The sequence below is a fragment of the Streptomyces sp. CLCI03 genome (genome assembly GCF_053615355.1).
Genome location: NZ_CM132132.1, coordinates 2,761,113 through 2,781,421 on the forward strand (window position 1 = coordinate 2,761,113; position 20,309 = coordinate 2,781,421).

Annotated in this window: 20 protein-coding genes; 4 read left to right on the forward strand and 16 right to left on the reverse strand. The window is 70.1% G+C overall.

Annotated elements, in window-relative coordinates; genetic code table 11:
- Nucleotides 1-38: 38 nt before the first annotated feature.
- The 4 genes from ACWG52_RS12350 to ACWG52_RS12365 all read right to left on the reverse strand — a co-directional run bounded on the left by ACWG52_RS12350 (nt 39) and on the right by ACWG52_RS12365 (nt 4,620).
- The gene (locus ACWG52_RS12350; RefSeq protein WP_453128685.1) at nt 39-2,594 is read right to left on the reverse strand and encodes an ATP-binding protein; all 2,556 of its coding nucleotides are present in this window, start codon (nt 2,592-2,594) and stop codon (nt 39-41) included.
- A gap of 192 nt (nt 2,595-2,786) precedes the next feature.
- Nucleotides 2,787-3,110, reverse strand: coding sequence for an STAS domain-containing protein (locus ACWG52_RS12355; RefSeq protein WP_030720869.1), 324 nt, complete (start codon nt 3,108-3,110; stop codon nt 2,787-2,789).
- A gap of 175 nt (nt 3,111-3,285) precedes the next feature.
- The gene (locus ACWG52_RS12360) at nt 3,286-4,134 is read right to left on the reverse strand and encodes a 3-hydroxyacyl-CoA dehydrogenase family protein (protein ID WP_033218858.1); all 849 of its coding nucleotides are present in this window, start codon (nt 4,132-4,134) and stop codon (nt 3,286-3,288) included.
- Nucleotides 4,135-4,290: 156 nt separating this feature from the next.
- Nucleotides 4,291-4,620 carry a hypothetical protein gene (locus tag ACWG52_RS12365; RefSeq protein WP_453128686.1) on the reverse strand — a complete coding sequence of 110 codons (330 nt, stop codon included), beginning with the start codon at nt 4,618-4,620 and terminating at the stop codon, nt 4,291-4,293.
- Between the two features lie 308 nt (nt 4,621-4,928).
- Between ACWG52_RS12365 and ACWG52_RS12370 the strand changes: the two genes are divergently transcribed.
- The gene (locus ACWG52_RS12370; RefSeq protein WP_389805597.1) at nt 4,929-5,501 is read left to right on the forward strand and encodes a cob(I)yrinic acid a,c-diamide adenosyltransferase; all 573 of its coding nucleotides are present in this window, start codon (nt 4,929-4,931) and stop codon (nt 5,499-5,501) included.
- Nucleotides 5,502-5,511: 10 nt separating this feature from the next.
- On the opposite strand, the gene ACWG52_RS12375 is transcribed toward ACWG52_RS12370, so the two are convergent.
- Nucleotides 5,512-6,102 (reverse strand): hypothetical protein, encoded by a 591-nt coding sequence (locus ACWG52_RS12375; RefSeq protein WP_033218851.1) that lies wholly within the window; start codon nt 6,100-6,102, stop codon nt 5,512-5,514.
- 165 nt (nt 6,103-6,267) lie between these two features.
- Between ACWG52_RS12375 and ACWG52_RS12380 the strand changes: the two genes are divergently transcribed.
- From ACWG52_RS12380 to ACWG52_RS12390, 3 genes are all read left to right on the forward strand, one after another.
- A complete protein-coding gene (locus ACWG52_RS12380) occupies nt 6,268-7,458 on the forward strand; it encodes a sensor histidine kinase (protein ID WP_389805600.1) in 1,191 nt (396 codons plus the stop codon).
- Nucleotides 7,455-8,108 carry a response regulator gene (locus ACWG52_RS12385; protein ID WP_389805603.1) on the forward strand — a complete coding sequence of 218 codons (654 nt, stop codon included), beginning with the start codon at nt 7,455-7,457 and terminating at the stop codon, nt 8,106-8,108. Before ACWG52_RS12380 ends, ACWG52_RS12385 begins: the two co-directional genes overlap by 4 nt.
- Nucleotides 8,109-8,232: 124 nt before the next feature.
- Nucleotides 8,233-10,134: a glycosyl hydrolase family 18 protein gene (locus tag ACWG52_RS12390; protein ID WP_389805606.1), complete on the forward strand. Its 1,902-nt coding sequence runs from the start codon at nt 8,233-8,235 to the stop codon at nt 10,132-10,134.
- A gap of 88 nt (nt 10,135-10,222) precedes the next feature.
- On the opposite strand, the gene ACWG52_RS12395 is transcribed toward ACWG52_RS12390, so the two are convergent.
- The 11 genes from ACWG52_RS12395 to ACWG52_RS12445 all read right to left on the reverse strand — a co-directional run bounded on the left by ACWG52_RS12395 (nt 10,223) and on the right by ACWG52_RS12445 (nt 20,301).
- Nucleotides 10,223-10,669, reverse strand: coding sequence for a DUF2550 domain-containing protein (locus ACWG52_RS12395; RefSeq protein ID WP_375940486.1), 447 nt, complete (start codon nt 10,667-10,669; stop codon nt 10,223-10,225).
- 163 nt (nt 10,670-10,832) lie between these two features.
- Nucleotides 10,833-11,204, reverse strand: coding sequence for a F0F1 ATP synthase subunit epsilon (locus ACWG52_RS12400; RefSeq protein ID WP_030720897.1), 372 nt, complete (start codon nt 11,202-11,204; stop codon nt 10,833-10,835).
- A 165-nt stretch (nt 11,205-11,369) separates the two neighbouring features.
- Entirely contained in the window at nt 11,370-12,812 is a 1,443-nt protein-coding gene (gene atpD, locus ACWG52_RS12405) for a F0F1 ATP synthase subunit beta (protein WP_030008700.1), read from the reverse strand.
- Entirely contained in the window at nt 12,812-13,729 is a 918-nt protein-coding gene (locus tag ACWG52_RS12410; protein WP_202199699.1) for a F0F1 ATP synthase subunit gamma, read from the reverse strand. The genes atpD and ACWG52_RS12410 overlap by 1 nt, the downstream gene beginning before the upstream one ends.
- 20 nt (nt 13,730-13,749) lie before the next feature.
- Nucleotides 13,750-15,345: a F0F1 ATP synthase subunit alpha gene (gene atpA, locus ACWG52_RS12415; protein WP_030857153.1), complete on the reverse strand. Its 1,596-nt coding sequence runs from the start codon at nt 15,343-15,345 to the stop codon at nt 13,750-13,752.
- A 129-nt stretch (nt 15,346-15,474) separates the two neighbouring features.
- On the reverse strand, nt 15,475-16,290 hold the full coding sequence (locus ACWG52_RS12420; RefSeq protein WP_389805611.1) for a F0F1 ATP synthase subunit delta: 816 nt from the start codon (nt 16,288-16,290) through the stop codon (nt 15,475-15,477).
- Nucleotides 16,287-16,832, reverse strand: coding sequence for a F0F1 ATP synthase subunit B (locus ACWG52_RS12425; protein ID WP_030008696.1), 546 nt, complete (start codon nt 16,830-16,832; stop codon nt 16,287-16,289). Before ACWG52_RS12425 ends, ACWG52_RS12420 begins: the two co-directional genes overlap by 4 nt.
- Nucleotides 16,833-16,872: 40 nt before the next feature.
- On the reverse strand, nt 16,873-17,121 hold the full coding sequence (locus tag ACWG52_RS12430) for an ATP synthase subunit c family protein (RefSeq protein WP_030008695.1): 249 nt from the start codon (nt 17,119-17,121) through the stop codon (nt 16,873-16,875).
- Nucleotides 17,122-17,195: 74 nt separating this feature from the next.
- Complete coding sequence (atpB, locus tag ACWG52_RS12435; RefSeq protein ID WP_389806134.1) at nt 17,196-18,032, reverse strand: F0F1 ATP synthase subunit A; 837 nt, start codon at nt 18,030-18,032, stop codon at nt 17,196-17,198.
- A gap of 210 nt (nt 18,033-18,242) precedes the next feature.
- A complete protein-coding gene (locus ACWG52_RS12440) occupies nt 18,243-18,692 on the reverse strand; it encodes a hypothetical protein (protein ID WP_389805615.1) in 450 nt (149 codons plus the stop codon).
- A 274-nt stretch (nt 18,693-18,966) separates the two neighbouring features.
- Nucleotides 18,967-20,301, reverse strand: a complete 1,335-nt coding sequence (locus ACWG52_RS12445; RefSeq protein ID WP_030720916.1) for an MraY family glycosyltransferase — start codon at nt 20,299-20,301, stop codon at nt 18,967-18,969.
- Nucleotides 20,302-20,309: the final 8 nt, after the last annotated feature.

Here is a 20,309-nt window from a genome sequence, read left to right on the forward strand (position 1 = left end):
CACCACGGCTCCGTCCCTCGGGACGGAGCCGTCGTCGTTCACCCGCCGGTGACCGGTGAGCCGGCCGGGGTGGTGGTACCCGTCTGGGTGGTGGTCGCCGAAGGCGACGGCGTGACCGTCTCCGTCACGGTGGGCGTGGGCTGGGCACCGGTCGGCGAGGGCGAAACGGCCGTCGGCGGCGCGGAGTTCGGCGGCGTCGAGGACGGGCGGCGCGACGGGGTCCGGACGGGGCTGCGGCCCGGGGTCGGCGCGGCGCTCTGGCCGGGCTCCGGGGTCGCGGCCGGCGGGGCCGACACGGGCGGCTCCGGTGCAGGATCGTTCCCGCTGTTGGCCACGGTCGGGTCGGGCGCCGTGACCGTGGGGGTGGAGGTCACCGCCGGTTCCTGCGCCGGCGGCTCGCTGTCCGAGGAGCTCAGTGCCAGGCTGACGACGGTGCCCAGCGCCACCACGGCCAGCGCGCCCGCGCCGGCCAGCAGGACGAGCCGGCGACGGCCGGGGGCCGGGGCGGGTGCGGCGGCGGGACGGGGGGCGGTGGGCGGCGCGGGCTTCGGATCCAGCGGGAAGGCGTCCTCGAAGACCTCGGACAGGGTGGTGGGCGTCTCCGAGCGGGCGGTCACCGGCACGACGGGGGTCATCCGTGTCACCGCCTCGGCGGAGACCGGGACCGCCGCAGCCGCCGCCGGAGCCACCGGGGGCACCCGGGTCGTGGACGCCTCGGAGGCCGCCCGGGAGTCCGGGACGGACGAGGCGGACGAGCCGGACGAGGCGGACGGAGCCACCCGCGGTGCGGCGGCGCCGCGTTCGGCCGGGGCGGTCGGGGTAGTCGGGGTAGTCGGGGTAGTCGGGGTGGCCACCGTCACGGCTTCCGGAGCGGCCGCCGGGGCGCCCGGTGCCGGTGCCTCCAGCCGCAGCGGGGGTGACACGGCCGCCCCCGCCGTCTCCCGGTCGACGACCAGCGCCAGCGCCCGCCGTCCCGCGACGGTGCCCCGCTTGTCGGCCAGGGCGCCGCGCAGCCCGATCGAGGTCTCCAGTTCGGCGCGCGCCCGGTCCAGACGCTCCTCGCACAGGGCCAGCACGCCGAGCTCGTGGTGGAAGTACGCCTGCTCGGCGACCTCGCCGGCCTTGCGCGCCGCCTCCGCTCCCGAGCGCAGCACCCGCTCCCAGGCCTCCCAGTGCAGCGAGGCCGCGAACGCCGGGGCCGCCGTGCGGGCCAGCAGCACCGCCGCGACCACGTCCGCGCCGGCCAGCGCCGCGAGCACCGCGTCCGCCTCGGCCGCGACCCGCTCCGGGACCACCGAGGCGTGCCCGGTCCACCAGGCGTAGTGCCGGGCGGCCGTACGGGCCTCCTCCGAGGCGGTGTCCCCGTACCCGACCTCCTCCAGCTGCCGGGCGACGCCCGCGGCCAGCCGGTACCGGGTCCCCACGGGCGTCAGCAGCCCGCAGGCCAGCAGCTCCGCGACGGCCGTGTCGGCGTGGGTGTCCCCCACCAGTGCGGGCAGGTGCGCGTGGTGCGGCAGCTCGCCGCCCAGCGCGCACGCGATCCGCAGGGCCGCGCGCGCCGACTCGCTGACCCGCGAGGCGAGCAGCTCCGCGGGGGCGGCGCCTTCGGCGAGGGTCGGCAGCGGCACGTGCACGGCGTCGCGGGGGCGTTCCTCGAAGACGCCGGGCTCCTCCTCCTCGTCGTCCTCGTCGCTGTGGTTGAGCTCGTCCCGCTGCCGCAGCAGCGCGGCGGCCTGTACGAAGCGCAGGGGCAGCCCCTCGGAGGCGAAGCGCAGGTCCCCCGCCCAGGCGGATTCCTCGTCCGTCAGCGGCCGTCCGACGCCCGCTTCCAGCAGTTCCAGGCAGTCGGCCTTGCCGAGTCCGCCGAGGAAGACCTCCTCGATGTGCGAGTCGTCGGAGGGGGCCCGGGTGTCGGGGGTGGCGGCCAGCAGGTAGGCGCATTCGGGGGTGGCGCGCATCAGTTCGTCGAGGGCGGCTCCGCCCATCTCCAGGTCGTCCAGGAGGACGACGGCGCCTATCTCCCGTACGCGGGCCAGGAGCTCGACCCGGCCGGGGCGCTCCCGCTCGACCTCGTACACGGTCGCGTAGAGGGCGTGGAGCAGTTCCCCGGGCTGCTGCTGCCCGAATCCGCTGAGTCGTACGACGCCGTCGGGCGCCAGGCCCGCGCACCGGTCGGCGACCGCGTCGAGGAGGGCGCTGCGGCCGGAGCCCGAGGGCCCGGTCAGCCGTACGGACCGACCCCGGCCCAGCAGCCGGACGAGGCGCTCCCGCTCCTCCTCGCGCGCGTGCAGGGGGCGGACGAGGGCGGCGGGGCCCGGGAGTACGGGCGGGCGGGCGGCGGCGGTGCGGGACGCGCGCGCGGCCGGGTCGCGCTTCGCGGGGCGGGCCGGTTCGGTGCCGGGGCGCAGCGGTTCGATCTCGCTGCCGTCGACCGGGTTGACGGTGAGGGCGAACCCGCCCGCGGTCAGGCTGACGACCCGCGCGGGTCCGGCCGCCGCGGGTGTCCCGGGGGTCGCGGGCGCGGTGGGCGCCGCGGGTGCGGAGCCGCCCGTGGGCTGCTCGTGCTGCTCGGTCCGCCCCTGTGTACGGTCCATGACCCAGTCCCCCGATCGCGGGCCGCGCGCCTCGCCGTCGTACCTCCCGGCCGTGGCGCACCCGCTGTCGCTACCGGTCCGGTTTCCGCCCGAACCCTAGACCGTGGCCGGGCGTGCGGGAAACCGCAGGGGTGCGATCACCACCGGACCGTTACGTTTCCGCAGGGAACGCGGAGGTCAGCGGCTTGTCGGTCAGACGCGGGGCAGGGACTCCGCTTCCAGGCCGCCCTCGATCGCGAGGATCCGGTGCAGCCGGGTCGCGACGAGCAGTCGCTGCATCTGCGGGGGCACGCCGCGCAGGACCAGGCGGCGGCCGGTCCGGCCGGCCCGGCGGTGCGCTCCCATGATCACGCCGAGGCCGGTCGCGTCCCAGGAGTCGAGCCCGGTGAGGTCGAGGACGAGATCGCCCTGCCCGTCGTCGAGGGCGGAGTGGAGGACCGTACGGGCGTCCGCCGCGCTGCGCACGTCGAGGCGGCCCCCGACTGCGAGTTCGGCGTGGTCGCCCCTGATGTGCATGTGTACTCCCGGCGGTACTGCGTACGTATGGTCCGACTGGTCCGTGGTCGGCAACTCTCACTGCAACTGACTGCCGCACGGGCAGGGAAGTTGCCGACCGTGAGCGAACCGATACCTAATTCACCCTTGGGGGTGACGGCATTCGAACGGTGGTGCTCCGTGGCAGGGCCAGGCCTCAGTGCTTGTAGAAGCCCTGGCCGCTCTTGCGGCCGATGTCCCCGGCGTCCACCATCCGCCGCATGAGCTCCGGCGGGGCGAACTTCTCGTCCTGGGACTCGGTGTAGATGTTGCTGGTGGCGTGCAGCAGGATGTCGACGCCCGTGAGGTCGGCGGTGGCCAGCGGGCCCATCGCGTGCCCGAAGCCGAGCTTGCAGGCGATGTCGATGTCCTCGGCGGAGGCGACGCCCGATTCGTACAGCTTCGCGGCCTCGACGACCAGCGCGGAGATCAGACGGGTCGTCACGAAACCGGCGACGTCGCGGTTGACGACGATGCAGGTCTTGCCGACGGACTCGGCGAACGCCCGGGTGGTGGCGAGGGTTTCGTCGCTGGTCTTGTAGCCGCGTACGAGCTCGCACAGCTGCATCATCGGGACGGGCGAGAAGAAGTGCGCGCCGACGACCCGCTCCGGACGCTCCGTCACGGCCGCGATCTTCGTGATCGGGATGGCGGAGGTGTTGGAGGCGAGGATCGTGTCCTCGCGGACGATCTTGTCCAGGGCGCGGAAGATCTCGTGCTTGATCTCGATCTTCTCGAAGGCGGCCTCCACCACGATGTCGACGTCGGCGACGGCGTCGAGGTCCGTGGTGGTGGTGATGCGCGCGAGGGCCGCCTGGGCGTCCTCGGCCGTCATCTTGCCCTTGGAGACGAACTTGTCGTAGGAGGCCTTGATTCCGTCCGTGCCACGGGTCAGCGCGGCCTCGGTGACATCGCGGAGCACGACGTCCCAACCCGCCTGAGCGGAGACCTGCGCGATTCCGGATCCCATGAGTCCGGCACCGATGACGGCGAGCTTCCCAGCCACTACACACCCCTCGTTTCCATACGGCACAGTCACGTAGCCACTCCGGCGGAGACTAGCGCCCGGGCGGTGCGGTGTGACCGTGAAGTAACACGCGTCACGTCTCAGATGACGGACATCACACCGGTACGGCCCAGCAACCCTCCCCCGCCGTCCAGTTCACCGGCCCTCGTCCTCGGCGTACCTCTCGGCCAGAGCGCGCAGCCGCCTCAGCTCCTTGCGCGCGGCGCCGAGGTGGCCGATCTCGACGGCCATGGCGGCGCGTCCCGCGAGGTGAAGGGCGTCCGCCCGGGCCTGCGCGTCCGCCTCCGGGCGCGCGCGGATCTCCCGCCGCAGGTGGTGGATCGTGCTCAGGATCCCGCGCGCGGCGGAGACCTTCGCCTCCTGCGACGGGAGCTGTACGCGCAGCATGTCCTTGGCGTAGTCCCAGACCCTCGCGTCGTGCTCGAAGGCGCTCGGCTCGCCGGGTGGTGCGGGTGCCCCGCCCAACGGGCGGCGTCTTCGCGCAGGTCGTCCGTGCGGTCCAGGGCCTCCCGCAGGCGCCCGGCGGCCACGGCCGCGCGCCCGGCCCGGGCGTTCTCGGCCGAGGCGCGCAGGGCTGCCGGGCCGTCCGCGTCCCGGGTGGCGAGGAAGCCCGCCAGGAGATCGATCTGCTGGGCGGCCTCGGCGAGCCGCCAGATGTAGTACACGTCGGCCACTTCGCCGCTCCCCTCCGGGGCCACGGCCCCACCGGACCGTACGTGAGCAGCGGCGACCTCACCCGGAATTTCCCCCGCGGGCCCGTCTACCCTGGCCGCATGGTGAACCTCACGCGCATCTACACCCGTACCGGCGACCAGGGCACGACCGCCCTCGGCGACATGAGCCGCACCGCCAAGACCGACCTGCGGATCTCGGCGTACGCCGACGCCAACGAGGCCAACGCGGCCATCGGGACGGCGATCGCGCTCGGCGGGCTGTCGGCGGACGTGGCGAAGGTCCTGGTCCGCGTGCAGAACGACCTCTTCGACGTCGGCGCCGACCTGTGCACCCCGGTGGTCGAGAACCCGCAGTACCCGCCGCTGCGCGTGGAGCAGTTCTACGTGGACAAGCTGGAGGCGGACTGCGACCACTTCCTGGAGCGGGTGGAGAAGCTGCGCAGCTTCATCCTCCCCGGCGGCACCCCCGGCGCGGCCCTGCTGCACCAGGCCTGCACGGTCGTCCGGCGCGCCGAGCGCTCCACGTGGGCGGCGCTGGAGGTGCACGGCGAGGTGATGAACCCGCTCACCGCCACCTACCTGAACCGGCTCTCCGACCTCCTGTTCATCCTGGCCCGGGTGGCCAACAAGGAGGTCGGGGACGTGCTGTGGGTGCCGGGCGGCGAGCGCTGAGCGCTGACCGCTATCGCCCGGTCAGGGAGGACCGGTCCTCGGCGGCGTCCGCCGGGGCCTTCTCCGCGGCCCGCGGGGCCTTGCTCGGCCAGATCGTGTAGGCCACGGCGACCAGGGCGTGGATGCCGACCACGCGCAGGGCGGCGAACTGCCAGCCCTGGAGCGAGCTGACGTCACCCGCGTCGCCCACGTACCAGATCGCCAGCTGCAGCAGCGTCAGGGCGACGGCGGCGGCGATCACCGTACGGATCCAGAGCTTCCATTCGTGCCGGGCCCGCTCCTTCCCGTACCCGGCGCCGGCCGGCTTCGGCCCCCCGGCCAGCCGGTACGCGGCGTGCCCGTCGAGCCACTTGATCGTGTAGTGGCCGTAGGCGACGGTGTAGCCGATGTACAGGGCGGCCAGTCCGTGCTTCCAGTCCGGCTCGGCGCCGTTCTTGAGGTCGAGCGTGGTGACCACCAGCAGGACCAGCTCCATCAGCGGCTCGCAGAGCAGGACCGCCGCCCCCAGCCTGGGCATCTTCGCGAGGTAGCGCAGGGCCAGTCCGGCCGCCAGCAGTACCCAGAAGCCGACCTCGCAAGCGATGATCAGCGCGACGATCATGGGACTCTCCGTCCGCTCGGGTTCTCCGTTCGGTATCCAGGCTCCCGTCCGGCGGGGTCCCGCGCGTCGTCTCCATTGACCATCCGGACCTGCATCGTTCGATGTACCGCGACCTCGGCCTCTCCGCCGAGGCGCCGGACCCCGCGCACCCTGTTGGATGGGCCCGTGACCACGAAGATCCACGACCTGCGCCCCCACCGTGACGACATCCTCCTCGCGGTGGTCAGCGTGCTCGCGGGCACGCTGTTCTGGTCGCTCGGCGTCTACAGCAGCCCCCACCGGAACATGCTGCCCGCCTGGGCCGCCCTGGTGCCGCTGGTCGCGCTCGGCTCGATGGAGCTGCTGCGCCGCACCAAGCCGAACCTGACACTGATCGTGGGCACCGTCGGGGTGATCGCCGACCAGTTCACGGTCGGCAGCCTCGCCACCGTCGTGATCTTCACCGACCTGATGTACGCCGCGGTCGTCTACGGGAAACCGGCCATGGCCCGGCGACTCCCGGTCACCACCGGCCTGATCACGGTCGTGGCCACCGTCGTCTCGGTGGCCTGGCTGCGCACCCCGCAGGCCCTGCTGATCGGCGTCGTCACCGGCATCGTGAGCTTCGCCCCGGCCCTGACCGGCGCCACCCTGCGCAACCACCGCGAGGCCGCCGTGGCCGCCCGGCTGCGCGCCGAGCAGACCGCCCTGCTGGCCGAGATGGACCGCAGTCAGGCCGTGGCCGCCGAGCGCGCCCGGATGGCCCGGGAGCTGCACGACATGGTGGCCAACCACCTCTCCGCCATCGCCATCCACTCCACCGCCGCGCTCTCCATCGACAAGGCCGACACCAGCCGGGACGCGCTCGGGGTGATCCGTGAGAACAGCGTGCAGGGACTGGCCGAAATGCGCCGTCTGATCGGGCTGCTGCGGGATGCGGGCGGCGATCAGGAGCCGGTCGCCGTGCCCTCCTTGGGCGGCCTTGACGCCCTGATCGGGCAGGCCAGGACCAACGGCTCGGCGAGCGGGCTGACGTTCGTGCTCCACGACGACCGGCCGTCCGGGGAACCGGCGGCGGCTCCCGTGGAGCTGGCCGCGTACCGGATCGTCCAGGAGTCGCTGACCAACGCCCTCAAGCACGCCTCCCCGGGCACGGTCACGGTCCGCGTGGCACACGCCGACGGGGTGCTGACCGTAGGGGTGGACTCGCCCTTCGGGGAGCGGCCGGGCCCGCGCGCCCCGGGTTCGGGGGCCGGGCTGATCGGTATGCGGGAGCGGACGGAGCTGCTGGGCGGAGAGTTCACGGCGGGGCGGTCCGGTGCGGTCTGGCAGGTACGGGCGACACTGCCCGCGGAGGAGAAAGCGGTGGAGGCATGACCATTCGGGTGGTGGTGGCGGAGGATCAGGGCGCGGTCCGGGCCGGGCTGGTGCTCATCCTGCGCAGCGCGGGCGACATCGAGGTGGTGGGCGAGGCGGCCGACGGGGAGGAGGCGGTACGCCTGGCCCGGGAGCTACGGCCGGATCTCGTCCTCATGGACGTGCAGATGCCCCGGCTCGACGGGGTGTCCGCGACCCGTCAGGTGGTCTCGGAGGGGCTGGCGGACGTCCTGGTGCTGACCACCTTCGACCTCGACGAGTACGTCTTCGGGGCGCTACGGGCGGGCGCCGTGGGCTTCCTGCTGAAGAACGCGGACGCCGCGGAGCTGATCGAGGCGGTACGGACCGTCGCGCGCGGCGAGGGACTGATCTCCCCGGCGGTGACCCGGCGGCTGATCGCGGAGTTCGCGGCGCCCCGCCCGACGCGACCGGCCCCGGCGCCGGAGCGGGCCGCCGCGGTCGCCTCGCTCACCCGGCGGGAGCGGGAGGTCCTGAGCGCCCTGGGCGAAGGCCTGTCGAACGCGGAGATCGCGGTGCGCCTGGACATGGCGGAGGCGACGGCCAAGACGCACGTCAGCAGGCTGCTGGGCAAGCTGGAGCTGCGCAGCCGACTCCAAGCGGCGGTACTGGCGCAGGAGTTGGGGATATAGGCGGGTCGGCGCGCACCGGTCTGGACCTCTTGACGGTTGGTCCAGACCTTTCTACGCTCGCCGCAACACTGTGGTGAGCGTGCCATGACAAAGCGTGCTCACGGGCGGCGCAGGTCCCACCCCCATGTCGTCGTCGTCCCCACGACCGCGACGGACCTACGGAGGATCACCCTTGAGCACAGCATCCCCACCCCGCACCAGGCGCACCCGGTTCTTCGGCCGAATCGCGGCGGTCGTGGCCGCACTCGCCCTGCCCGTCTCCGGCCTCGTCGCCCTGGCCGGCCCGGCCCAGGCGGCCGCCTCCGCGACGGCGACGTACACCAAGGTCTCCGACTGGGGCTCCGGCTTCGAGGGCAAGTGGGTGGTGAAGAACACCGGCACCACCACCCTCAGCAGCTGGACCGTGGAGTGGGACTACCCGTCGGGCACCTCGGTCACCTCGGCCTGGGACGCCACCGTCACCGGCTCGGGCACCCACTGGACCGCCAAGAACCTCGGCTGGAACGGGACCCTCGCCCCCGGGGCCACCGCCAGCTTCGGCTTCAACGGCGCCGGCGGCGGCGCCCCGAGCGGCTGCAAGATCAACGGCGCCTCCTGCGACGGCGGCACCCAACCCGGCGACACTCCCCCCACGGCTCCCGGCACCCCCACCGCGAGCAACATCGCCGACACCTCGCTCACCCTGACCTGGACCCCGGCCACGGACGACAAGGGCGTCAAGAACTACGACGTCTACCGGGGCTCCAACAAGATCGCCACGGTCACCGGGACCAGCTACGCCGACTCCGGCCTGACCAAGGGCACGACCTACACGTACAGCGTCACCGCCCGCGACACCATCGACCAGACCGGCCCCTCCTCCGGCTCGGCGACGGTGACGACGACCGGCGGGGTCATCCCCCCGGACCCGGGCGACAAGGTCAAGCTCGGCTACTTCACCAACTGGGGCGTCTACGGCCGCAACTACCACGTGAAGAACCTGGTCACCTCCGGCACCGCGGGCAAGATCACCCACATCAACTACGCCTTCGGCAACGTCCAGAACGGCCAGTGCACCATCGGTGACGCCTACGCCGACTACGACAAGGCCTACACCGCCGACCAGAGCGTCGACGGCGTCGCCGACACCTGGGACCAGCCGCTGCGCGGCAACTTCAACCAGCTGCGCAAGCTGAAGAAGCAGTACCCGAACATCAAGATCCTGTGGTCCTTCGGCGGCTGGACCTGGTCCGGCGGCTTCCCGCAGGCCGCCGCCAACCCGACCGCCTTCGCCCAGTCCTGCTACAACCTGGTCGAGGACCCGCGCTGGGCCGACGTCTTCGACGGCATCGACCTCGACTGGGAGTACCCGAACGCCTGCGGCCTGTCCTGCGACACCAGCGGAGCGGCCGCCTTCAAGAACCTGATGCAGGCCGTGAAGTCCCGGTTCGGCGCGAACAACCTGGTCACCGCGGCCATCACCGCCGACGCCTCGGACGGCGGCAAGATCGACAAGGCCGACTACGCGGGCGCCGCGCAGTACACCGACTTCTACAACGTCATGACCTACGACTTCTTCGGGGCCTGGGCGGCCCAGGGCCCGACGGCCCCGCACTCCCCGCTGACCTCCTACGCCGGCATCCCGCAGGCCGGCTTCAACTCCGCGGACGCCATCGCCAAGCTCAAGGCCAAGGGCGTTCCCGGCTCCAAGCTCAACCTCGGCATCGGCTTCTACGGCCGCGGCTGGACCGGAGTGACCCAGGCGGCCCCCGGCGGCACCGCCACCGGGCCGGCGCCGGGCACGTACGAGCAGGGCATCGAGGACTACAAGGTGCTCAAGAACAGCTGCCCGGCCACGGGCACCGTCGCCGGCACCGCCTACGCCAAGTGCGGCAGCAACTGGTGGAGCTACGACACCCCCGCCACCATCGCCGGGAAGATGACCTGGGCCAAGCAGCAGGGCCTGCGGGGAGCCTTCTACTGGGAGTTCAGCGGCGACACCACGGGCGGTGAGCTCGCGAACGCGGTCCACACCGGGCTGCAGTAAAAGACCGAAGCCGGGGAGACGGGTCCGCCCCCGTCTCCCCGGCTTCTCGCTGTCCGTGGTCCCGTCGTCCTGACGTCCCGTCGTCCGACTACGCCACGTTCACCCGCTGGCCGGGAGGCGCCGCCTCCAGCCACGCCAGGAAGCCGGTCAGCGCGTCCTCGCTCATCGCCAGCTCCAGGCGGGTCCCCCGGTGGACACAGCCGAGCACGACGGCGTCGGAGAGCAGCGCCAGCTCCTCCTCGCCCTCCGGGGCCCGGCGGGCGACGACCTCGATGGAGGACCGCTCCAGCAGCCGGCGCGGGCGCGGGGAGTACGAGAACACCCGGAACCACTCGATCCGGTCACCGCTGTACCGCGCGACCCCGTACACCCAGCCCTTGCCGGAGATGTCGGGCTCCTCGGACACACCCCAGCGCATGCTGCAGTCGAAGGTGCCGCCGGACCGCTGGATGAGTCTGCGGCGCAACCCGAAGACAAACAGCCCGATCACCACCAGGATTACGACCAGGCCGCTCACAAGCAGAGCGAGGAGCATCTTCACCGACCTCCTCGCTCATCGAATACACATGAGAAAAAACAGACCCGCATCGCCTCAGCCGCGACCCGGTCTGGAAAATTCCAGCACGGACCGCGGCTGAGGTCTGCTGAGTCCCGGCGGTCGCCCCCCGGGACTCGAACGATCAAACTCCGACGGGCGTTCAGCCCGTTACGGCGCGCAGCCGGACATCAGCGCGACGCTCGGCGGCCGCATCGGCCTCCGACTTCGCACGCTCCAGTGCCCGCTCCGCACGCTGGACGTCAATCTCGTCCGCGAGCTCGGCGATCTCGGCCAGCAGGGACAGCTTGTTGTCCGCGAACGAGATGAAACCGCCGTGCACCGCGGCGACGACGGTGTTGCCGTCGCTGGTACGGATGGTCACCGGGCCCGATTCCAGCACACCGAGAAGCGGCTGGTGACCGGGCATGACGCCGATGTCGCCGGACGTGGTGCGGGCGACAACAAGGGTGGCCTCGCCGGACCAGACATTGCGGTCCGCCGCGACCAGCTCGACGTGCAGCTCAGCAGCCAAGGTGGCTCCTCGGGTCACCACCCGGCGGGTCGGCCGGGTGTTGGGTCAAATTCTAATGGGCGTGGGGAGAGGGACGGGACACACCCGCCCCTCTCCGTGCACAGACGCTGTCGGCGTTCGCCGGCGGCCTGCGAACCGGATGCGCTCCGTGAGGAGCGCGCCGGATCAGGAGACGCCCAGCTCCTTGGCGTTCGCCTTCAGGTCCTCGATGCCACCGCACAGGAAGAACGCCTGCTCGGGGAAGTGGTCGTAGTCACCGTCGCAGATCGCGTTGAACGCGGTGATCGACTCGTCGAGCGGAACGTCCGAACCGTCCACACCGGTGAACTGCTTCGCCACGTGGGTGTTCTGCGACAGGAAGCGCTCGACACGACGGGCACGGTGGACAACGAGCTTGTCCTCCTCGCCCAGCTCGTCGATACCGAGGATCGCGATGATGTCCTGGAGGTCCTTGTACTTCTGCAGGATCCCCTTGACGCGCATCGCGGTGGCGTAGTGGTCCGCCGCGATGTACCGCGGGTCGAGGATGCGGGACGTCGAGTCCAGCGGGTCCACGGCCGGGTAGATGCCCTTCTCGGAGATCGGACGGGAGAGAACCGTCGTCGCGTCGAGGTGGGCGAAGGTGGTCGCCGGCGCCGGGTCGGTCAGGTCGTCCGCGGGGACGTAGATCGCCTGCATCGAGGTGATCGAGTGACCGCGCGTCGAGGTGATGCGCTCCTGGAGGAGACCCATCTCGTCGGCCAGGTTCGGCTGGTAACCCACCGCGGAGGGCATACGGCCGAGCAGGGTCGACACCTCGGAACCCGCCTGGGTGTACCGGAAGATGTTGTCGATGAAGAAGAGCACGTCCTGCTTCTGCACATCGCGGAAGTACTCCGCCATGGTCAGACCGGCAAGGGCGACGCGCAGACGGGTGCCCGGGGGCTCGTCCATCTGGCCGAAGACAAGCGCCGTCTTGTCGATGACGCCGGAGTCGGCCATTTCCTCGATGAGGTCGTTGCCCTCACGGGTACGCTCACCGACGCCCGCGAACACCGACACACCGTCGTGGTTGTTGGCGACGCGGTAGATCATTTCCTGGATCAGAACGGTCTTGCCGACACCGGCACCACCGAACAGACCGATCTTTCCACCCTTGACGTACGGGGTGAGAAGGTCGATGACCTTGACGCCGGTCTCGAACATCTCGGTCTTCGACTCGAGCTCGTCGAAGCGAGGGGCCTTGCGGTGGATCGGCCAGCGCTCGGTGACGTTGGCGTTCTCCTCCGGGTAGTTCAGCACCTCACCGAGGGTGTTGAACACCTTGCCCTTGGTGAAGTCGCCGACGGGGACGGTGATGCCCTCGCCCGTGTCGGTCACCGGGGCCTGGCGGACCAGACCGTCGGTCGGCTGCATCGAGATGGTACGGACGAGGCCGTCACCCAGGTGCTGCGCGACCTCAAGGGTCAGGGTCTTCAGCGCGCCGTCCTCGGCCGGGTCGGAGACCTGGACCTTGAGGGCGTTGTAGATCTCGGGCATGGCGTCGACGGGGAACTCCACGTCGACGACCGGGCCGATGACCCGGGCGACGCGGCCCGTGGCGGCGGCCGTCTCAACAGTGGTCGTCATTACTTGTCACTCCCCGCGGTCGCGTCAGCCATGGCGCTCGCGCCACCGACGATCTCGCTGATTTCCTGGGTGATTTCGGCCTGGCGGGCCGCGTTGGCAAGCCGGGAGAGGCTCTTGATGAGGTCTCCGGCGTTGTCGGTCGCCGCCTTCATCGCACGGCGGCGGGCGGCGTGCTCGGAAGCGGCCGACTGCAGCAGTGCGTTGTAGATGCGGCTCTCGACGTAGCGCGGCAGCAGGGCGTCGAGGACGTCCTCCGCCGACGGCTCGAAGTCGAACAGCGGAAGGATCTCGCCCTTCGCACCGGTCTCCTCCGGAGCCTGGTCAAGGCTGAGCGGCAGCATCCGGCCGTCGACCGGGTTCTGCGTCATCATCGACACGAATTCCGTGTAGACGATGTGCAGCTCGTCGACGCCACCCTCGGCCGTCTCCGTCTGGATGGCTTCGATCAGCGGCCCGGCGACGCGCTTGGCGTCGGCGTAGGCCGGGCTGTCGGTGAAGCCGGTCCACGAATCCGTGACCTTGCGCTCACGGAAGCCGTAGTAGGCCAGACCCTTGCGGCCGACGATGTAGGTGTCGACGTCCTTGCCCTCAGCGCGCAGCCGCTCGGTGAGCCGCTCCGCCTGCTTGATGGCGTTCGAGGAGTAGCCGCCGGCCAGACCGCGGTCGCTCGTGATGAGCACGATCGCGGCACGGGTCGGCTGCTCGACCTCGGTCGTCAGGGCGTGCTTGGTGTTCGAACCGGTCGCCACCGCGGTCACCGCACGGGTGAGCTCGGTCGCGTACGGCATCGACGCCGCCACCTTGCGCTGCGCCTTGACGATGCGCGAGGCGGCGATCATCTCCATCGCCTTGGTGATCTTCTTGGTCGCCGTGATGGCACGGATGCGACGCTTGTAGACCCGGAGCTGCGCTCCCATGAGTCAGGTCCCTTCCGTCGTCACTTGGAGACGTTGACGGCCGGTGCGTCCTCGCCCAGGAGCTTGCCGTCCGAGGTCTCGAACTGGCGCTTGAAGCCGGCGATGGCGTCCGCGATGGAGGACAGGGTGTCGTCCGACATCTTGCCGCCGTCCGCGATGGAGGTCAGGAGGTCCTTGCGCTCGCGGCGCAGGTGCTCCAGCAGCTCCGACTCGAAGCGACGGATGTCGTTCACCGGGACGTCGTCCATCTTGCCGGTGGTGCCGGCCCAGACGGAGACGACCTGCTCCTCGACGGGCATCGGCTGGTACTGACCCTGCTTCAGCAGCTCGACCAGGCGCTTGCCGCGCTCCAGCGAGGCCTTCGAAGCGGCGTCCAGGTCGGAACCGAAGGCGGCGAACGCCTCCAGCTCGCGGTACTGGGCCAGGTCCAGACGCAGACGGCCGGAAACCTGCTTCATGGCCTTGTGCTGGGCGGAGCCACCGACGCGGGAGACCGAGATACCGACGTTCAGCGCCGGGCGCTGGCCCGCGTTGAACAGGTCGGACTCCAGGAAGCACTGGCCGTCGGTGATGGAGATGACGTTGGTCGGGATGAACGCCGACACGTCGTTCGCCTTGGTCTCGACGATCGGGAGACCGGTCATCGAACCGGCACCCATGTCGTCGGACAGCTTCGCGCAGCGCTCCAGCAGACGGGAGTGCAGGTAGAAGACGTCACCCGGGTAGGCCTCGCGGCCCGGCGGGCGGCGCAGCAGCAGCGACACGGCGCGGTAGGCGTCGGCCTGCTTCGACAGGTCGTCGAAGATGATCAGGACGTGCTTGCCGGCGTACATCCAGTGCTGGCCGATGGCGGAACCGGTGTACGGCGCCAGGTACTTGAAGCCGGCCGGGTCGGACGCCGGGGCGGCGACGATCGTCGTGTACTCGAGCGCGCCGGCGTCTTCCAGGGCGCCGCGAACGGACGCGATGGTCGAGCCCTTCTGGCCGATGGCGACGTAGATGCAGCGAACCTGCTTGTTCACGTCGCCCGAGCGCCAGTTGTCGCGCTGGTTGATGATCGTGTCGACGGCCAGAGCGGTCTTACCCGTCTGACGGTCACCGATGATCAGCTGACGCTGACCGCGGCCGACCGGCACCATCGCGTCGATGGCCTTGTAGCCGGTCTGCATCGGCTCGTGGACGGACTTACGGACCATGACGCCAGGAGCCTGGAGCTCCAGGGCGCGACGGCCTTCGGTCGCGATCTCGCCGAGACCGTCGATCGGGTTGCCGAGCGGGTCGACGACGCGGCCGAGGTAGCCCTCGCCGACGCCGACCGAGAGCACCTCACCGGTGCGCTGCACCGGCTGGCCCTCCTCGATACCGCTGAACTCGCCGAGGACGACCGCACCGATCTCGCGCTCCTCGAGGTTGAGGGCGAGACCGAGGGTGCCGTCCTCGAACTTCAGCAGCTCGTTCGCCATGGCGGAGGGCAGACCCTCCACCTTCGCGATGCCGTCGCCGGCAACGCTGACCGTTCCGACCTCCTCGCGCGAGGCCGCGTCCGGCTGGTACGACTGGACAAAGTTCTCCAGTGCGTCCCGGATCTCCTCCGGCCGGATCGTGAGCTCCGCCATCTGGGTTCCCTGCTCTCCTTGTTGGGCCTGAAGCTTCTTAGGGGTCTGGGGGCGACCCCCAGGAATCTTCTGCAAGTTCTGCACGGCCCAACCGGGCCGCTAGGAATGCTTCTGTTCTTTTGGTGCTGGTCAGCCGGCCATGCGGCGCGACGCCTCGGCGAGGCGGTCCGCGATGGTGCCGTCGATGACCTCGTCGCCGACTCGCACCGAGATCCCGCCGAGGACCTCGGGGTCCACGTCGAGGTTCAGGTGCATCTGTCGGCCGTACAGCTTGGCCAGCACCGCGCCGAGGCGTGCCTTCTGCACGTCGCTGAGCGGAACCGCGCTGGTCACGGTGGCGACCATGCGGTCACGGCGCTCGGCGGCGAGCTTGGAAAGGGACTCCAGTCCCGCTTCCAGGCTACGTCCACGCGGGTGCGTGACAAGACGGATCACCAGGCGCTCGGTGACGGTGTCCGCCTTGCCGCCGAGCAGGCTGCGCAGCAGCTCGCTCTTGGCCGAGGCGGTGGCACCGCGGTCGGTCAGCGCGGCACGCAGCTCGGTGTTCGAGGAGACGATCCGGCCGAAGCGGAAGATCTCGTCCTCGACGTTGTCGAGCGCGCCCGTCCGCTGGGCGGCCGTGAGGTCGGCGGTGGCCGCCAGCTCCTCCAGCGCGTCCACCAGGTCGCGGGACTGCGACCAGCGGGACCGGACCATGCCGGACACCAGGTCGAGGGTTTCCCCGCCGACCTGGCCGCCGAGCAGGCGACCGGCCAGCTCGGCCTTGGCCTCGCCGGACTGCGCCGGGTCCGTGATGACCCGACGCAGCGAGACCTCACGGTCGAGCAGCGCGGTGACGGCAGCCAGCTCACCGGCGAGCTTCGTCGCGTCGACGGACGTGTTGTCCGTCAGCGCGTCGAGACGCTCACGCGCGGAGGCCAGCGCCTCGCGGCTCGCTCCGTTCATCGGGCCGCCTCGGCCTTCTCCTCAAGCTCGCTGAGGAAGCGGTCGATGGTGCGGCTCTGCCGGGCGTGGTCCTCGAGGGACTCGCCGACGAGCTTTCCGGCCAGGTCGGTGGCGAGCTTGCCAACGTCCTGACGCAGCGCCTGAGAGGCGGCCTTACGGTCCGCCGCGATCTGGGCGTGGCCGGCAGCGATGATCTCCTCACGCTGCCGCTGGCCCTCTGCGCGCAGTTCTTCCTTGAGCGCAGTGCCCTGCTCCAGCGCTTCCTGGCGCAGGCGCGCGGCCTCGTGCCGGGCTTCGGCGAGCTGGGCCTTGTACTGCTCCAGCACGCTCTGGGCCTCGGTCTGAGCGGCCTCAGCCTTCTCGATACCGCCCTCGATGGCCTCGCGACGCTCGTCCAGAACCTTGTTGATGTTCGGGAGGAGCTTCTTCGCGAGGAAACCGAAGACGATGACGAAGGCGATCAGACCGATGACGAGCTCGGGGATCGGCGGGATGAGGGGGTTTTCCGCCTCTTCGGCCGCGAGCTGAACCAGAGGGTTCACATCAGTGCCTTCCGACTAAAGGGTCTGTTCGCTACCGGGATCAGGAGGTCGGGTAGACGAACGGCATGACCAGACCGATGAGGGCGAGCGCCTCACAGAAGGCGAAGCCGAGGATCTGGTTGGCGCGGATCAGGCCGGCGGCCTCGGGCTGGCGGGCCAGGGCCTGGGTGCCGTTACCGAAGATGATGCCGACGCCGACGCCGGGGCCGATGGCCGCGAGGCCGTAACCGATGGAGCCGAGGTTGCCCTTGATTTCGACGCCAGCAGCGAGGGTCTGGAGAGCGGACATGCCGGTTCTTCCTTCTCTTTCATGGACCGGTGGGGGTTGGCCACCGGACGACTGGTGGTTTGGGGGTGGGGCGGTCAGTGGTGCTCGGCGACGGCGCCCTGGAGGAAGCTGCAGGCCAGCAGTACGAAGACGTAGGCCTGGACAGCCTGGATGAAGAGCTCGAACGCGGTCATCACGATGACCATCACGAAGGACACGCCCGCGTAGGCGATGCCGATGCCGTTCAGCAGGTACCAGCTGGCGATCGTGAAGAGCAGCAGCAGCGTGTGACCGGCGAACATGTTCGCGAACAGACGGACCGCGTGGGTGAAGGGGCGGACGATGACGTTCGAGAAGAACTCGATCAGCATGACCAGCGGCAGGATGCCACCCAGCGACTTGTCGTAGCCCGTGAGGTTCTTCAGGCCGCCGACGAAACCGTGGCGCTTGAAGGTGACCGACATCCACATGACGTAGATGACCAGGGCCAGACCGGCCGGGTACGCGATGACCGAGGTCACCGGGAACTGGGCGAGCGGAATGATCGACCAGAGGTTCAGGATCCAGACGAAGAAGAACGTCGTGACCATGAAGGGGACGTACTTCTCGCCCTCCTTCTTGCCCATCGTTTCGTAGACGATGCCGCGGCGCACGAAGTCGTAGCCGGCTTCGGCAACCATCTGGAGCTTCCCCGGAACCAGCTTCGGCTTGGCGAAGGCGGCCCAGAAGAATCCGACGATGATGACGGATCCGAGCAGGGCCAGGAGCATCGTCTTGTTGAAGTAGACGGCTCCGTCCATGTCGCCGAAGATCGGCTCGAACAGGAACGAGTGCAGGCCAGGAGCCGGGAAACCACAGCCGTCGAAGATGTGGCAATCGGTCTCGAAGGCGAGCACCTGCGTCGGGTCAGCACTCACCGCGGGCTCCTTCAGCGTGGCGCATAGGTACGGCAACCTCGTTGTGTCGGCGCGGCGCACAGCCGCGGTTCGGCACGGGACTGGTCTTACGGATGTGGGGGCGGCTTGCAGGCAGTGAGCCTCGCGATTGAGCAGGCGTCAGCTCAGATGCCTGCGCCAGCGATGCCGCATATGGCACCGGACGATAGCAGCATCTCGAACGCGCACTTATTCCGCCCCTACCGTTCACGACGAGGGCCCCGTGTTTTCAGGCTTCTCACCCTTGCCACGCTTGGTTGTGGACTCGGGCTCGACGTAAAGGATCTTGGCCTTCATGTGCGCGCGCGTCTGCGCGGCGATCCAAGCAAGGGTCGCCGCGACGATGGTGATCGCGAATGCCCTGGGATTGAACAGCGTCGTGTTCTTGAACACGGCGACGAAGACGAAGAGCAGCAGGATCTGGGTCGTGTACAACGCGAGACCCATCATCTGGAACAGATGCGGCAGCGATCGTGCCGTCCGCTGCAGGATGACGAATCCGATACCCATGAAGAGAATCACGACGACCGTGGCCGCGATCGCCCCGATCGCCCCCTTACCGCCCGCGACCACGCCACTGATGATGGCGGCAACGGCGCCGACGGCAGCGGTGGGTACGACGGTGTGCAGAAGGGTTCGGGCGTCATCGGACAGCATGGCGCATGGCTCCGCGTGATGGTGGGGTAACGGGACTCGTACGGGACGAGCGTAAGCCCGGTCCGAGAGAGGACCTCGGGCCAAGGGACCGTCGCACTACGGTCCTTCGGCTCTGTCGCCGGGTTTAGTGAACGGTATCACAAACTATTTGATGAGAGCTTTACCTGCCGGGTGTGCCGACTGTCACACATGAGAGTGACCCTGCGCGTGTGTGCACGACAGAGAGGTGGCTTGTCTGGTAAAGGCCATCCATGTCCGACATGCGAATCGACCGTCAGCGGGTGGATTCAGCCTTACGCCGGTCGGGAAAGCGCGAACGGGGGCCCACGGCGGTCGCTCCGTTGACGCCGGAGACGCCCGCGGCGATCGGCCTCGCGGGCTCCGGCTCCGCACCCGAGGCATTCTGCGCGGCCGCCTCCGCGGCGGCCTCGGCCGCGCGTGCGGCATGGCGGTATCGCGGCGGAACCAGACCCTCCGCCCATCGCGGGGCGCGCGGGGTGAAGCGCGGCAGCAGCAGCAGGATCAGACCGACCGCACTCAGCGCGACGATCGCCAGCACGATCCACATGGTGGCGGAATGCACCGAATACGCCACCGTGCCGAAGGCGATCAACCCCGACCAGAAGTACATGATCATGACCGCGCGGCTGTGCGAATGCCCGAGCTCCAGCAGCCGGTGGTGGAGGTGTCCGCGGTCGGCGGCGAAGGGCGACTGGCCCTTCCACGTACGCCGGACGATGGCCAGGACCAGGTCCGCCATCGGGATCGCGATCACCGTCAGCGGCAGGATCAGCGGGATGTAGGCGGGGAGCATCGCGTGCGTCGCGTTGCGCTCACCACCGGCGAAGAGGGCCAGCGCGTCCGGGTCCACCTGCCCGGTGAGGGAGATCGCGGAGGCGGCCAGCACCAGGCCGATGAGCATCGAGCCGGAGTCGCCCATGAAGATCCGCGCGGGGTGCATGTTGTGCGGCAGGAAGCCCAGGCACATGCCCATGAGGATCGCGGCGAAGAGCGTCGCCGGCGCGGCCGACTCGATGCCGTAGCCGAACCAGATCCGGTACGCGTAGAGGAAGAGCGCGGCCGCGGCGATGCAGACCATGCCGGCGGCCAGGCCGTCCAGGCCGTCGACGAAGTTCACGGCGTTGATGGTGATCACGACGAGGGCGACGGTCAGCAGGTTGCCCTGCCACTGGGTGAGCGGGACCGTACCGATGCCCGGGACGGGGATCCACAGGATGGTCAGACCCTGCATCACCATCACACCGGCGGAGATCATCTGCGCGCCGAGCTTGATCAGGGCGTCGAGCTCGAACTTGTCGTCGAGGACGCCGACCAGCCAGATCAGGGCCGCGCCGGAGAGCAGCGCGCGCGGTTCGTTCGACAGCTCGAAGACGCCGTTGAGGTTGCGCAGGTGGTCCGCGACGAGCAGGCCCGCGCACAGACCGCCGAACATGGCGATGCCGCCCAGCCGCGGTGTGGGCTCTCGGTGCACGTCGCGGGCACGGATCTCCGGCATCGCCCCGGCCGCGATCGCGAACTTCCGCACGGGCCCGGTCAGCAGGTAGGTCACCGCGACCGTGACGCAAAGCGTCAGCAGATATTCACGCACGGGCTGCC